Here is a 14105-nt window from a genome sequence, read left to right on the forward strand (position 1 = left end):
GGAGGGCCTTCCGCACAGGAATAAGGGCCTTTAGCGTTGGGCCCGCTCCACCTCCAGGATGCGCTCCTTGACCCGCCAGACCGAGTCGGGGTTGAGGCTGATGGAATCAATCCCGTGCTCCACCAGAAAAGCCGCGAACTCGGGATAGTCGGAGGGAGCCTGACCGCAGATGCCCACCGTACGGTTTTGGGCGTGGGCGGCCTCCAGCAGCAGGGTACAGGCCCGCTTGACCGAAGGCAGCCGCTCATCGAAAAGCCCCGAGACCTGAGCGGAGTCCCGGTCTACCCCCAGGATCAGCTGGGTCAGGTCGTTGGAGCCGATGCTGAACCCGTCAAACAGTTCAGCAAAAGCTTCGGCCTCGAGCACATTGGAGGGGATTTCGGCCATCACGTAGACCTCGAGCCCATCCTTGCCCCGCTCCAACCCCCCTTCCTGCATCACCGCCAGCACCTTGCGCCCTTCCTCGGGGGTGCGGCAAAAGGGGATCATCACCTTGAGGTTTTTGAGCCCCATCTCCTCACGCACCCGTTTGACCGCGGCAACCTCGAGCAGAAACCCCTCCTTGTAATCCGGGTGGTAGTAGCGGCTGGCCCCCCGCCAACCCAGCATGGGGTTTTCCTCCTTGGGCTCGAATCCGGCCCCTCCTACCAGGGCGGCATACTCGTTGGTCTTGAAGTCACTGAAGCGCAGGATTACGTCTTTGGGATAGAAGGCCGCGGCCAGCGTGGCAATGCCCTGAGCCAGCTTGTCCACGAAATAGGCAGTTTTATCCGTGTAGCCTTCGGTCAGGGCCTCTACCTGACGCTGCACCTCGAGCGGCAGGGTGGGGTAGCGGGTCAGGGCCAGAGGGTGAACCTTGACATAGCCGGCGAAGATGAACTCCATCCGGGCCAGCCCCACCCCATCGTTGGGCCACCGGGCCAGCTCGAAGGCCTGCTCGGGGTTCCCCACATTGACCATGATCTTGGTGCGGGTCGGGCCCAGCGCGGTGGGGTCTCGCTGTTCGGTGCTGAACTCGAGCCGCCCCTCATACACCCGCCCCACCTCTCCCTCGGCGCAGGAAACGGTGAGGGTCTGCCCGATGGGGATCGCCCCCAGGGCCCCTTCGGCTCCCACCACCGCCGGGAGGCCCAGCTCTCGAGCCACGATGGCGGCGTGTGAGGTGCGGCCTCCGCGCTCGGTGACGATGGCCGAGGCCCGTTTCATGATGGGTTCCCAATCGGGGTCGGTGTTTTCGGCGACCAAAACCTCCCCATCGCAAAACTGCTGGATCTCCCTGGGGTCGTGGATCACCCGGGCCTGACCTACCGCGATTTTTTGCCCCACCGCAATCCCCTCCGCCAGCACCTTTCCGCGGCTTTTGAGGGTGAAGATCTCGAGCTGTGGGCCGAGTTTTTGGCTTTGGACGGTCTCGGGCCGGGCCTGTACGACGAAGAGTTGGCCGCTCAACCCATCCTTGGCGAACTCGATATCCATGGGGGTGGGTTGGCCGCGCTTTTGGGAGTAGTGCTCCTCGATGCGGATGGCCCAACGGGCCAAGGTCAGGATTTCCTCTTCGCTGAGGGTAAAGCGAGCCCGCTCCTGGGGGGAGACCGGGAGGTTCTCGAGCCGATGGGTGGCTTGGTTGTAGACCAGCTTGAACTCCTTGGTCCCCAGCTTTTTGCTCACGATGGGCCGGAAGCCCTGGGCCAAGGTGGGTTTGTGCACTTTGAATTCATCCGGTTTGACCTTGCCCTGAACGATGTTCTCCCCCAGCCCCCAGATGGCATCAATCACCACCACCTCCCGGAACCCGGTCTCCGTATCGAGGGTGAAGATGACCCCTGAGCTGGCCAGGTCGCTGCGCACCATGAGCTGGACCCCGACCGAAAGCAGCACCTTTTCGTGGGGGAAGCCCATGTCCTCGCGGTAGCGGATGGCCCGGGGGGTATGCAGGCTGGCAAAGCACTCCTGTACCGAGCGCAGGAGCTCGAGCTCCCCGTGCACCTGCAGGAAGGTCTGGTGGGCCCCGGCAAAGCTGGCGGTGGGCAGATCCTCCGCGGTAGCTGAGGAGCGCACCGCGACGTAGGGCTCTTTCCCCCCATATCGTTCGGCCATCTCGCGGTAGCAGCGGGTGATTTCTCCCTTAAGGTCTTCTGGCATCGGGGCCTGCAGGATCAAGGTGCGCAGCCGGTGGGCTCGAGCCTCTAGGGCTTGCACCGCCGAGGTGGGCTCGGCATAGATCTCGCGGATGGCTTCTGCTAGGTGGTTTTCTTCTACGAAGTGCCGATAGGCCTGGGCCGTGATGGCAAACCCACCGGGGACAGCGATGCCCAGGGGTGAGAGCTCGCGGATCATCTCGCCTAGGGAGGCATTTTTCCCGCCCACCAGAGGCACCTCCTCGAGACCGACGCTCTCGAGCCAACGTATCCAGCGCAGCCCGCTGGAGGCCCCTTGAGCCTGGGGTATCTGGGTGATCTCCATAAAAAACCCCCTTTGGCCTGAAGGTAATGCGGAGACGTTACCAGGGCATTACCTGCGGGCGGACTGGCCTGCCCAGGAGCAGGGGACATATTTCCCAAGGCTGCGGAAGATAATCAGGGTGAAAGGAGTTCGGCCATGTCGGAAAAGCTCGCAATGATCCTTGAAAGTGGCACCACAGACAAGTTGATGGCGGCTTCGATTCTGGCTGCCGGGGCGGCAGCGATGGGAAAGGAGGTCACGGTGTTCCTCACCTTCGGCGGGCTCAACGCCTTCCGCAAAGGGGCAGAGAACGCCCCGATGGTAATGCCCGATGAGTTCGCCGGGATGGAAGCCCAGATGGCCCAGATCATGCAGGCTAAGCAGGTGCCGCACTGGCTCAAAAACTTCAAGGATGCCAAGGAGATCGGGGAGGTCCACCTGTACGCCTGTGGGGCCACGATGGACATGTTTGACCTCAAGAAAGAAGACCTCGAGCCCTTGGTCGAAGAGGTCGTAGGGGTTGCCACCTTCATTCAGAAATCTGAAGGCGCCCAGACGGTGTTCATTTAGGAGGTTACTATGACTACTGTACCCATCACCCAAGAGATTGACGCTCGCGGCAGCTTTTGCCCTGGCCCACTGATGGAGCTTATCCGCACGATTAAATCTGCTCAGGTGGGGGATGTGTTGGCGGTGCTCTCCAGCGACCCTGGCTCGGCCAAGGATATCCCGGCCTGGGTGGCCAAGGCCAACCACGAGCTGGTAGGCCTCGAGGAGGTCGAAGGCGGGGCCACACGCTTCATCGTGCGAAAAACGCACTAGCCGGGGCCTGCGGGCGGCGATACGCGCTTAGGGAAGGGTTTTCTTGAGGCATGCGAGGCAATTATGAGCACACCTAAGATTCTGGTACTTGGAGGCGGTACAGGCGGGACCCTGATCGCCAACCTTCTGGCGAAAAAGCTGCAAGATCGTGCTGAAATTACCCTTGTTTCCGCACTTTCACGTCACCTGTACCAGCCGGGCTGGCTCTATGTGCCCTTCGGTTGGCAAGACCCCCGTACCCTCTCGCGTAGCTTGCGGAGCCTCTTGAACAAACGGGTCAACCTGGAGATCGGCAAGGTGGTGGCCCTGCATCCCGAAACCCAGAGCGTCACCCTCGAGGGGGACCAAACCCTCAACTATGACTATCTGGTGCTCGCCACGGGCTCGAGGGTGACCCCCGAAGACGTGCCGGGGCTGGTTGAGGGGGGCCACCACTTCTACACCGAGGAAGCCGCCTGGAAGCTCCACGCCGCGCTCGAGGAGTTCCAAGGAGGCAAGATCGTGGTAGGGGTTGGGGGGTTGCCGCATAAGTGCCCGGTAGCCCCGCTGGAATTCACCTTCCTGCTCGACGAGTACCTGACTCGCCGGGGCATTCGGGCGAACACCGAGATCACCTATACCTACCCCATCAACCGGGTGTTCTCCATCGAAAGCGTGGCCGCGATCGCCGAGCCCTTGCTGGCGGAGCGTGGAATCAAGGCCGAGACCTTCTTTAACCTCGAGAGCGTGGACCCGCAAAAGAAAATTGCCTATAGCCTCGAGGGCACCGAGCTTCCCTACGACCTGCTGGTGATGGTACCGCCTCATCGGGGGGCTAAGTTCCTCGAGGGCAGCCCCGTCGCCGATGCCCAAGGCTGGGTGTACACCGATCGCACCACCCTGCAGGTTCGGGATTACCCCAACATCTACGCCCTGGGGGACACCACCAACCTGCCCATCTCCAAGGCGGGCTCTACCGCGCACTTCGAGGCCCCGGTCATTGCTGAACGAATCACCGCCGCCATCGAAGAGCGCAACCCCGATTCCAAGCATGCCACCTATGACGGACACGTGATGTGTTTCCTCGAGACCGGGCACAACAAGGCTAGCCTGCTTGATTTCACCTACGAGCGTCCACCCCAGCCCGCCGCCCCCAGCACCCTGGTCCACTTCGAAAAAATAGCCTTCAACAAGGCCTACTGGTACTTGGTGCCCACAGGGGTGGTGTGAGAAAGCCCGGGTAGGAACGGAAAGGAAGGCGGTTGTGGCGTTTTGGAGGTTCAGCGACGGTACCGTGCTGAGAACGGGGGCTTTGGTGGAGGGAAACGGGGCCTTTGCCCGCCATCTTCGGGCTGAACTCTACGCCCTGGCCTATGGCAAAGGCCCCCTGGTCTGGCTGTCGCGGGGGTTGGATGGGGCGGTGGATTTTGATCCCCAAAGCAATTGGCTGCTCCACCTCTGGGCCCACAACGAGGCCTATCTGGCGGGGTTAGAGGTTTGCGCCACCGACTATTGTGCGGCTGAAGACCCCATCCCGGCAGAGGTGCTCGAGCACCTCCAGCGCAACCGCCTCACCCATTTGCTCGAGCCCTCCTCCCCTTGAGCCGGGGGCTGCGGCTTCATCCGCAGTCCCCAGGCGCTACAATCGCCCCATGCTGCCGGATTCCCTCTCCACCCAGGTGAAGGTTTTAGGCCCCACCCGTTTTCCCAACCCCCTGTTGCAGATCCGCTCCACCTTTGTGGAGCGGGATCGGGTATTGTTGCCCTCCACCCTGCAGGAGCTCGAGCCCTACCTGCACCGCGAACCGCCCAGTTTTGAGATGGCCGGGCCGCGCCGCGAGCTCTTTTTCGACCCCAGCACGATTGCCTGTGGAATTCTAACCTGCGGTGGGTTGTGCCCCGGCCTCAACGATGTGCTGCGCTCGGTGGTGCTGAGCCTGACCTATGCCTACGGGGTGCCCACGATCTATGGCTTCCGTTACGGTTATGCCGGATTGGCGGCAAAAAACGGCCTCGAGCCGCTTTCCCTCACCCCCGCAGTGGTCGAGGACATCCACACCAAAGGCGGAACCCTGCTGGGCAGCTCGCGCGGCCCGCAGGAGCTGGGTGACATGATCGAGACCCTCGAGCGGCTAAAGGTGCGGGTGCTGTTTGCAGTAGGCGGAGACGGGACCTTGCGCGGGGCCTCGGCCTTGGCCCAAGAAATCCTGCGGCGCGGTCTGGAGATCGCGGTGGTGGGAATTCCCAAAACCATTGACAACGACATCCTCTGGGTCGAGCGCAGCTTTGGCTTTGCTACCGCGGTGGAAGAAGCCACCCGAGCCCTTGAGGCGGCCCATGCGGAGGCCCGGGGGGCCTTGGGTGGAATTGGGCTGGTCAAGCTGATGGGTCGCCACAGCGGTTTTATTACCGCCCATGCCAGCCTAGCCAACAGCGACGTGAACTTTTGCTTGGTCCCGGAGGTGCCCTTCCGCTTAGAGGCTTTCCTGGGGGCGCTCGAGGCCCGCTTGCGGGCTCGAGGCCACGCGGTGGTGGCGGTGGCCGAAGGAGCCGCGCAGGAACTGCTCCCTTCTAGCGGGGAGCGCGATGCCTCGGGGAATCTGCGCTTGGGCGATGTGGGGCTTTTCCTGCGGGGGGAGATCAGTCGCTATCTGCAGGGCTGTGGGCTCGAGTTCAGCATCAAGTACATTGACCCCAGCTACATCATCCGGGGCGTAGCGGCCAACGCCGCGGACTCGGAGTACTGCCTGGCCTTGGGACAGCACGCGGTTCATGCCGGAATGGCCGGGCGTACCGACCTGATGATCGGCTATTGGAACGGGCATTTTGCCTATGTCCCCTTGGCCTTGGCCACTGCCCAGCGCAAGCAAATTCACCCCCAGAGCGAGCTGTGGCAGAGGGTGCTGGGGGCTACAGGCCAGCCGGATATGAGCTGAGTCAGGACTGTTGTTCGAGCCAGGGCAGCAGCTCGAGCAGGTTTCGCAGTTCCAGGTCGGCCTGAAAGCGGGCATCCCTTGGCTTGAACCCCCGGTCTACCCATACCGATTTCATCCCCGCGCGAATGGCCCCCGCTACGTCCCGCTCGGGGTTATCCCCCACCATCACGCACTCGGCGGGTTCAACCCCCAAGGCTGCACACACCGATTGGAAAATACCGGGCTCGGGCTTGCCCAGGTCTAGCTCGCCCGAGACCGCGACGGCCTCCACATAGGGCATCAGGCCGCATCCCTCGAGCTTGTCGCGCTGTAGCTCAGGAACCCCGTTGGTCACAATGCCGATTTTGTAACCAGGAGCCAAGGTTTTCAGCAGGGAATCCACTTCGGGATAGCGGGGGTAGAGCTGCCGCTCACGGATGAACCGCTGGACCAGCGCCTCGGTGAGGGCGGGGTCCTCAATTTGCTGCTCGGCCAGCGCCGCGCTCCAGGCCGATGCCCGGTACTGCGGGGCCCACTCCTGCAACCGGGCCAGCGCGGGGTGGGTCTGGGCATAGCGCGCCCATAGCCCTTCTCCGTAACTATGGCCGATGCGTTCGGTGTACTCGAAGGTTGGTGAGCCCTCCCACAACTGCTTGGCGTGTCGGCTAAAGTCCAGGATCAGCCGGTCCCAGTCCAGGCTGTACCTCGAGGCCGCATAGAACGCGCAGCTCTGGAGGGCGTGCAGGGAAACAGGATGGTCGAGAATTAAGGTTTCGTCGAGATCAAACAGCACTGCCCGAATCACAGGGTCATTGTAGGGGAAACGGGGCTACTGGGCCCGCTCGAGCAGCACTCGGGCCCCCGCCGCCAGGGCCTCCCGCTGGCTGACCCCCATCCCCATGCGAAACCCCTCTTCCATGGCCGCGTTATACCCTTCCTGCAGCAGGGCCAGATCAATGGCCAGGATTTTCTGGAGGGCTTCCATCCCAGCCAAGAGCTCACTCCCGCGCAAGCTGTCCCGCATGTGCTCAAGCGATAGCTCCTGCACGATCCCCATGGCTGGCATAATGAAGCTGGGCTTGACTCCTACCGCCGCGTGGATCAGCCCGATGCGAATGCGCTGTGCGCTGTAGCTTACGTCGTAACACCCCGAGAACAGCTCGCGGTACCAGCGGGCGAAGCTTCCATAGAGCCGCTCCACCCGCCCAGGCACCGCCCAAAGAATCTCGCGCATCTCCGGGTCGCGGCCCAGATAGTCATAGAAGGCCAGTGCCACCTCGGAAGCCAGCGGCCCCATCACCGCCTCGAGCTTGCGCAAGGTGGCGATATGAAGCTCGCCCAGCCCGGTGCGGGCCAGGAGCTTCTCGAGCAGCTCTTGGGGGTCCATGTAGACCGATTGTACCTGAACCGCTTGGCGGGGATCAGCGCGGTTAAACCCAACTTACTGCGCCGAAAGTGTCTTCACGGCGCGGGGATGTGGAGAACATCACCACCGGCACCCCGGTGTACGATTCGATCAACTCGATGAGCTGTAGCACGCTCGATGGCAGGGCTTCTCGGGTGCGAATCCCGGCTAACTCACCCCACCCCTCGAGCTCCAGATAGCGCACCCCACCGGGGGTATGCTCCACCCCTACCTTCACTTTGGGGAAGCCGCTCAGCACGTCAAGCTTGGTCAGCACCAGCCCGTCGAAGCCGTTCACCTCGCAGGCGTATTTGAGCAGGGGCAGATCCAGCCAGCCGGTGCGGCGGGGGCGACCGGTGGTCACCCCAAACTCCCCCCCTTTTTGCCGCAGGTACTCGGCCTCCGCCTCGGGCAGCTCGGTGGGGAAGGGGCCGTTGCCCACCCGGGTGGCGTAGGCCTTGGCGACCCCGTAGACCTTGTTGAGGCCCTTGTGGTTCACCCCGGCCCCCACCAGAATTCCGCCCACCGTGGGGTGGGAGCTGGTCACGTAGGGGTAGTCGCCATAGTTGAGGTCCAGCAGGGTGGCTTGGGCCCCCTCATAGAGCACCTTTTTGCCGCTCTTGATGGCTTCGCGCAGTATGGCTCCGGTATCGGCAAGATAGGGTGCCAGTAGGTCGCGCATTTGGTGTAGGTCGGCAAGGGCCTTTTGCGGGCTGTCCCAACCGGCTTCCCGGGTCGAGTTGGGCTTCTCGGTCAGCAGGGTCTCGACCCGCTCCCTGAGCACGGTCTCCTCGAGCAGATCCCCGGCTCGAATTCCCACCCGCCGGGCCCGGTCGGAGTAGGCCGGGCCAATGCCCCGCCCGGTGGTGCCCACGAAGTTGTGGCGGGCCTCTACCGCTTTGTGGTGGGGCAGCACCAGATGGGCTTTCTCCGAGACCAGAATCTTGGGGTTCAACCCTTCGGTCCGTACTTGCTTCAACTCCTCAGCGAAGCGGTAGGCATCAATCACCATTCCGTCGCCCAGCACGTTGGTGGCCTGGGGATGAATGACCCCGGTGGGCAGCAAGTTGAGCTTGAAGGTTTTGCCCTGGGCCACTACGGTATGCCCCGCGTTGGCTCCGCCTTGGTAGCGCACCACAAAATCAGCTGCTTCGGCTAGCGCGTCGGTGACCTTACCTTTTCCCTCATCGCCCCACTGGGCTCCTATGATCGCAATCCCTGGCACGGCTACTAGCTTAAGGCCCTAGGCCCCAAGCGGGAAGCTCGAGCGGAAGGCCCCGTAGCCCCTACCTATACTGGGCCAGCAAATTTTTGGCGATGATGACCTTGAGGATCTCGCTGGTGCCCTCACCGATGCGGGTTAGCCGGGCGTCGCGCCAGTAGCGCTCCACCGGGTAATCCTTGAGGTAGCCGTATCCTCCAAGAATTTGGATGGCCTCATCGCAGGCCCGGACGCCCACTTCCGAGGCCAGGAGCTTGGCTTGGGCTGCAGCCATCCCAAAGGGGCGACCGGCGTCTTTGAGGTCCGCCGCCTTGAGGTAGAGCAACCGAGCCGCTTCTAAGCCCGTGGCCATCTCCGCCAGCTTGAAAGAAACCCCTTGGAACTCCGCGATGGGCTGGCCGAACTGCTCGCGCTCCAGGGCATATTTCGCCGCAAACTCGAGGGCGGCCCGCCCCAGCCCTACCGCCATCGCTGCGATCCCGATGCGTCCGCCCTCGAGCACCCGCATCACGTCATAAAAACCTTGACCCCGCACGCCCAACAGGGCTTCTGGGGGCAAGCTGATCCCCTCGAAGAGGATTTGCGCGGTATCAGAGGCGTTCAGGCCGAGCTTTTTCTCCTTGCGCCCCACACTGAACCCTTCGATGGGGGTTTCGAAAATGAAAGCCGAGAGCCCCAGGTGCTTCTTGCCCTCTGGGGCGGGATCGGTGCGGGCATTGACCACATAAATTCCACCCACTGAACCCTGGGTGATGAACTGCTTGGAACCGCTGAGCCGCCAGCCCTCATGGGTGGGCTCGGCCCGCGTACGCATGGCAGCGGCATCCGAACCGCTTCCGGGCTCGGTCAGGCCCCAAGCCCCCAGCACTTCGCCCTGAGCGAGCCTAGGTAGGTAGTGCTGCTTTTGGGCCTCATTCCCGGCCAGCAGCAGATGGCCCGTGCACAGGGAGTTGTGCGAGGCTACGGTGAGGGCCAAGGCCCCATCTATGGCTGCGATCTCCTCGATAATACGGGCGAAGCTGCGGGTGGAAAGTCCGGCCCCACCGTATTGCTCAGGAACCTGTGCCCCCATGACCCCCATCTGGCCCAACTCTTTCACGATTCCGAAGGGGAATTCCCCGCGCTCGTCGCGTTCTTGTGCGGTAGGAGCCACCTCGGCCTGAAGAAACTCACGCAGTGCGCCCATGATCTGGCGTTCTTCGGGCTCGAGCTCAAACCATAGCTCCTTGCGCTGATCGGTGACCATAGACTCCTCCTGCCTATGGCAATAGTATATCATTTTTTATAACAGGTACTATAAAAACGTTATATAAGAAATGCAGTGGTCTGGCACAAAAATGAGCTTCAGGTGATATAGTGATGTACCGTGAATCCCCTACAAGCAGAGGTGTGTGCATGCTGTTGGGTTTACGCTTTTGGGAGGAAAGCCTGAATGGAGCTTGAAGCCGGTGCTATCGTAGAAGGTCGCGTGACTCGGATCATGGATTTTGGGGCTTTTGTGGAGTTCCCCTCGGGGGAATCAGGGCTGGTGCACATCTCGCAGATTGCCCACGAGTTCGTTAAAAACATCCGCGACCACCTTACCGAAGGGGAGACCGTGCAGGTGATGGTGCTGGGCCGCGATGAAAAAGGCCGCCTGGACCTCTCGATTAAAGAACTCACCGCCCCGCCGGTAGAACCCCCCCGACCCAAGCGCCTGCCCCGGCAGGCTCCCGAGTTTGAGAACAAGCTCAAGAGCTTTTTGCGTGGCTCAGGCGGGGAGTTTGGTGGGATGGGTGGAGGGGGTAAAAAGCCCGGTGGAAAAGGGGGGCGTAAACGCCGCTAAACGACAGGGGCCCAACTCGAGAGAGCCCACCGCTTCGGTGGGCTCTGGCTTTAGGGCTGAAGGGCCGATGTTCCGACCAAGCGCTTGGTCGTATGGTCACCAAGCTATGCCCCCAGGGGGCATTTTTCGGCGGCTACCGGCCAGATATGATTGAGGTCGCCGACAGGCCGGCAGGGGAGTGGATATGGGATTCAGGTTGCATATTCTCAGTGCACCTCGGCTGACCGGCCCTTCAGGCACAGTGACCCTCGAGCGCAAGACGGCGGCGGTGCTGGCCTACCTGGCCTTGGAAGGACCGGTCAGCAAGTACAAGCTGGCGGGGTGGCTATGGCCGGAGTCGGGGGAGACCACCGCCCGAAACAATATGCGTCAACTGCTGCGCCGACTGCGGCTCTCGGGGGGCGAGGTGGTGTTGGGTGAGGACCGCATCGAACTGCACCCCGAGGTCGAGGTGGATCTCAAGAAGTTTTCCTACCTGGAAACCCCTTCTCTGGAGCTTTTGGAGCAAGACCAGGAGTTGCTCGAGGGGCTCGACTACGACGACCTGCCCGACTTCGCCGAATGGGTACAGAGCACGCGCGAGGAGTTCCGCGAGTTGCGGGCCCGGGCGGCTGAGGGCGAGGCGAGTCGCCTCGAGCGGGCCGGGAACTTCAAAGCCGCATTGGAATACGCCCAGATTCGCCTGCATGTGGAGCCCCTCTCCGAGGAGGGCTACCGCCAGGTGGCGCGGCTTCAGTACTTGCTGGGGGACCGGGGGTCGGCACTCGCCACCTTGGGCCGCTGCCGCACCCTACTGGCCCAGGAGCTGGGAACCCAGCCCCTGCCCGAGACCCTCAAGCTGCTGCGGATGATCGAGGCGGGCACTGCCATGCCCGATGCCCCGGCCAAGCTGCAAAGGAGCGTGATCCCGGCAGCCGTATTGCGACCGCCGGTGCTGGCCGGGCGGGAGCGGGAGTGGGCCGCGATGGAGGCGGCGTGGGAGGCGGGCAAGCTGATCTTCGTCAAGGGCGAGCCTGGCGTGGGCAAGACCCGTCTGGTGAGCGACTTCCTGGCGAGCAAGGGCGGTTATGTTCGCCTCGAGGCCCGCCCAGGTGACGTGGGGGTGCCCTACTCCTCCAACTTCCGCCACCTACGGGCCATCCTGGCGAAGTACCCAGGCGAGCCGCTGCCCGCCTGGGTGCGCCAGACCCTGGCTCCCTGGATGCCTGAGCTGGGCGACGCCGATGCCACTCCGGACCTCAGCCCGCTCCACCAGGTACGCTTTCTCGAGGCCCACCGCGAAATCTTCGATCTGTTGGCGCGCCACCACGACGCGCTGCTGCTCGACGACCTGCAGTTCCAAGATGAGGCCAGCAACCAGGTGGGAACTTACCTGATGAACAGTGTGTTTCCGCTGGGGGGTGCCGGGCTGCGTGGATATGTGGGCTGCTACCGCAGCGGCGACAACTCCGAGGTCATGGACCACTTTGCCTTGCAGTTCGTGGAGACCGGCCAAGCTGTTTTGATCGAGCTTCAGCCGCTGGAGCTAGAGTCGGTGCTGACGCTCTTGAAGGGGCTAGAGATCCCTGCGCCGGAGTACCTGGCAGCGGGACTCTCGCGCTACACCGGGGGCAACCCGATGTTCGTGCTCGAGACCCTGAAGCACCTCATCGAGACCGATACTTTGGAGCAGGGCTTACCGGTCCGCCTGGCACCACCCGGCAAGGTGGCGGCCCTGATCGGGCGGCGCTTGGCGCGGCTCTCGCCGGCTGCCCTCAACCTGGCGCGGGTGGCGGCGGTGGCGGGGAGCGAGTTCGAGCTGAAGCTGGCGGGCACGGTGCTGGAGCACCCGGCGATGGAGTTGGCCGAGGCCCACGCCGAGTTGGAGGCGGCACAGATCCTGCGAGGTAACGCCTTCGTGCACGACCTGGTCTTCGAGGCCGTGCTGGCGGGAACCCCACTCGCGGTAAAGCAGCTTTTGCACGCTAGAGTCGCGCGCTGGCTCGAGGGGATTAAGAACGCGAGTCCGGCCCGCATTGCTCAGCACTACCTGGAAGCGGGCGACGAGCCCAGCGCCGCAGGGTTCTTGGTCCGGGCCTCACAGCAGGCCATGAACGGCTCGCTGCCCGCGGAGGCTCGAGACTTCTGCGAGCGGGCCATTGCCATCTACCGCCGACACTCCGACCCCAGGGAGTACGAGGCGGTGGCCGAGCTGTTTGAGGTGCTGGGGGTGAGCGGTTCGTTCGAGGAGATGAGGGCGACCAGTGCCCGACTGGTGCAGCTGGCACGCAACCCCAAAGAGAAGACCCGGGCACTGGCAAACTGGGCGGTTTGGCTGTACATGACCCGGCGTTTTGCCGATGCACTCGCCAAGGTGGACGAGGCCCTGGCGAGCGTCCAGCCCGACGACCCCTGGAGCGGGGCCACGCTGCATCAAACCGCGCTGATATGCTGCATCCGGCTGGGCCGCTTCGCTCTCGCCTGGGAGCATTTGGCGGCGTACAAGCGCCTGGCCGGGAAGATGGGCGAACTGGGCGACCCGCAGGCACTCGAGGCCCAGGGGGCTGCCATCGAGGACGAGGGCGTCCTGCTGGCCGCCTTGGACCGCCACACCGAGGCCGTCCGGCAGTTCGACACGGCCCTGGCGATGATTGACCATCACGACCAGTTCCACTATGCCAAGGCCCGCATCCTCAGCCGCCGGGCGCACAGCATGCTGGTTCTGGGTCAGGCCGAGGTTGTCCTAGCCGATATCGCCCAGGCCAAGGAGATCGCGGCGCGGGTGGCGGTGAGTGACCGAGGACTGGTGTGGCCGTGCGCCGCCGAGGCTCGGACCTTTCTAGCACTGGGCCGCTTGCCCGAAGCCTGGGCGGCGGCCCAGGAGGCCGAGCGCTTCGACCTGGCTGAGCCCCCAAAGGTCACTTATCTAGTGCTGGCGCAGGTTTTGTACGCGCTAGGGCAATGCCAGCGGGCTCAGGCCGAACTCAGGGACTTCCTTGCCCAGCATGATACCCACCTCTCGTCGAACGTCACGGCCCAGATACTGCTGGCTCAGGTCACGGGGAACCCGCAACCGCTGGGGGAGGCCGAAGCCCTGCTGGGCCAAATCCCCAAACCCAAGCTGCAAGCCCAGCTCCGGCTGATGAAGGCCCGCTTCGCTGCTCCCGAGGTGGCCCTGAGCCTGTGCGAGGAAGCCTTGGACCTGGTCGGGCCGTTGGGGCTAAAGCTGGTGGAAGCGGCGGCCTTGACCTACAAAGCCCGGACGCTGCTAAAGCTGGGACGGCTTGAGGAGGCCAAAGCCACCATCGAGGAAGCCCTGAGATATCCGCTTTCGCTCTTGAGCCCTGCCGAGGTGCGGTTCGCCGCGTTTCAAATCCTCGAGGCCCTCGGCGACACGGGAGCCAAGGCGCAGCTCGAGGCCGCCCAGGACTGGATTCACCAGACGGCCTTGGGCCTGCCCAAAGACTTGCGGGCCGATTTCCTCAATCAGCCCTTGCACCGGCAAATCCTCTGAGC

12 protein-coding genes are annotated in these 14105 nt (G+C 63.3%); 7 read left to right on the top strand and 5 right to left on the bottom strand.

The genetic code is table 11. The features are described from left to right. Positions 1–30: 30 nt before the first annotated feature. Positions 31–2418, bottom strand: coding sequence for a phosphoenolpyruvate synthase (gene ppsA, locus Mgrana_RS01370; protein ID WP_119355910.1), 2388 nt, complete (start codon positions 2416–2418; stop codon positions 31–33). Between the two features lie 180 nt (positions 2419–2598). Here ppsA and Mgrana_RS01375 point away from each other — a divergent pair, with 180 nt between their 5' ends. The 5 genes from Mgrana_RS01375 (at position 2599) to Mgrana_RS01395 (ending at position 6179) form a co-directional block, all read left to right on the top strand. Further along, positions 2599–3012 (top strand): DsrE/DsrF/DrsH-like family protein, encoded by a 414-nt coding sequence (locus Mgrana_RS01375; protein ID WP_119355815.1) that lies wholly within the window; start codon positions 2599–2601, stop codon positions 3010–3012. Positions 3013–3021: 9 nt separating this feature from the next. Next, positions 3022–3264: a sulfurtransferase TusA family protein gene (locus Mgrana_RS01380; RefSeq protein WP_119355816.1), complete on the top strand. Its 243-nt coding sequence runs from the start codon at positions 3022–3024 to the stop codon at positions 3262–3264. 63 nt (positions 3265–3327) lie between these two features. Further along, positions 3328–4473: an NAD(P)/FAD-dependent oxidoreductase gene (locus tag Mgrana_RS01385; RefSeq protein ID WP_119355817.1), complete on the top strand. Its 1146-nt coding sequence runs from the start codon at positions 3328–3330 to the stop codon at positions 4471–4473. A 34-nt stretch (positions 4474–4507) separates the two neighbouring features. Beyond that, positions 4508–4846, top strand: coding sequence for a hypothetical protein (locus Mgrana_RS01390; protein WP_147021089.1), 339 nt, complete (start codon positions 4508–4510; stop codon positions 4844–4846). Positions 4847–4895: 49 nt separating this feature from the next. Beyond that, positions 4896–6179 carry an ATP-dependent 6-phosphofructokinase gene (locus Mgrana_RS01395; protein ID WP_119355819.1) on the top strand — a complete coding sequence of 428 codons (1284 nt, stop codon included), beginning with the start codon at positions 4896–4898 and terminating at the stop codon, positions 6177–6179. A gap of 1 nt (position 6180) precedes the next feature. On the opposite strand, the gene Mgrana_RS01400 is transcribed toward Mgrana_RS01395, so the two are convergent. From Mgrana_RS01400 to Mgrana_RS01415, 4 genes are all read right to left on the bottom strand, one after another. Continuing rightward, the gene (locus tag Mgrana_RS01400) at positions 6181–6963 is read right to left on the bottom strand and encodes an HAD family hydrolase (RefSeq protein WP_119355820.1); all 783 of its coding nucleotides are present in this window, start codon (positions 6961–6963) and stop codon (positions 6181–6183) included. 24 nt (positions 6964–6987) lie between these two features. Continuing rightward, positions 6988–7545, bottom strand: a complete 558-nt coding sequence (locus Mgrana_RS01405; RefSeq protein ID WP_119355821.1) for a protoglobin domain-containing protein — start codon at positions 7543–7545, stop codon at positions 6988–6990. A 43-nt stretch (positions 7546–7588) separates the two neighbouring features. After that, the gene (locus Mgrana_RS01410; protein WP_119355822.1) at positions 7589–8788 is read right to left on the bottom strand and encodes an adenylosuccinate synthase; all 1200 of its coding nucleotides are present in this window, start codon (positions 8786–8788) and stop codon (positions 7589–7591) included. Positions 8789–8849: 61 nt separating this feature from the next. Beyond that, on the bottom strand, positions 8850–10031 hold the full coding sequence (locus tag Mgrana_RS01415; RefSeq protein ID WP_119355823.1) for an acyl-CoA dehydrogenase family protein: 1182 nt from the start codon (positions 10029–10031) through the stop codon (positions 8850–8852). 186 nt (positions 10032–10217) lie between these two features. Between Mgrana_RS01415 and Mgrana_RS01420 the strand changes: the two genes are divergently transcribed. Both Mgrana_RS01420 and Mgrana_RS01425 read left to right on the top strand, forming a co-directional pair. Next, on the top strand, positions 10218–10610 hold the full coding sequence (locus Mgrana_RS01420; protein ID WP_119355824.1) for a S1 RNA-binding domain-containing protein: 393 nt from the start codon (positions 10218–10220) through the stop codon (positions 10608–10610). A 184-nt stretch (positions 10611–10794) separates the two neighbouring features. Further along, complete coding sequence (locus Mgrana_RS01425; protein ID WP_119355825.1) at positions 10795–14103, top strand: ATP-binding protein; 3309 nt, start codon at positions 10795–10797, stop codon at positions 14101–14103. Positions 14104–14105 lie beyond the last annotated feature (2 nt).

The organism is Meiothermus granaticius NBRC 107808 (genome assembly GCF_003574355.1).
Classification (GTDB): Bacteria; Deinococcota; Deinococci; order Deinococcales; family Thermaceae; genus Meiothermus; species Meiothermus granaticius.

Excerpts from the sequence above, each read along its gene's own strand:
- Mgrana_RS01425 (WP_119355825.1), top strand. The coding sequence starts at position 10,795 with ATGGGATTCAGGTTGCATATTCTCAGTGCACCTCGGCTGACCGGCCCT.
- Mgrana_RS01385 (WP_119355817.1), top strand. The coding sequence starts at position 3,328 with ATGAGCACACCTAAGATTCTGGTACTTGGAGGCGGTACAGGCGGGACC.
- Mgrana_RS01405 (WP_119355821.1), bottom strand. The coding sequence starts at position 7,545 with ATGGACCCCCAAGAGCTGCTCGAGAAGCTCCTGGCCCGCACCGGGCTG.
- Mgrana_RS01395 (WP_119355819.1), top strand. The coding sequence starts at position 4,896 with ATGCTGCCGGATTCCCTCTCCACCCAGGTGAAGGTTTTAGGCCCCACC.
- Mgrana_RS01420 (WP_119355824.1), top strand. The coding sequence starts at position 10,218 with ATGGAGCTTGAAGCCGGTGCTATCGTAGAAGGTCGCGTGACTCGGATC.
- Mgrana_RS01380 (WP_119355816.1), top strand. The coding sequence starts at position 3,022 with ATGACTACTGTACCCATCACCCAAGAGATTGACGCTCGCGGCAGCTTT.
- Mgrana_RS01375 (WP_119355815.1), top strand. The coding sequence starts at position 2,599 with ATGTCGGAAAAGCTCGCAATGATCCTTGAAAGTGGCACCACAGACAAG.
- Mgrana_RS01415 (WP_119355823.1), bottom strand. The coding sequence starts at position 10,031 with ATGGTCACCGATCAGCGCAAGGAGCTATGGTTTGAGCTCGAGCCCGAA.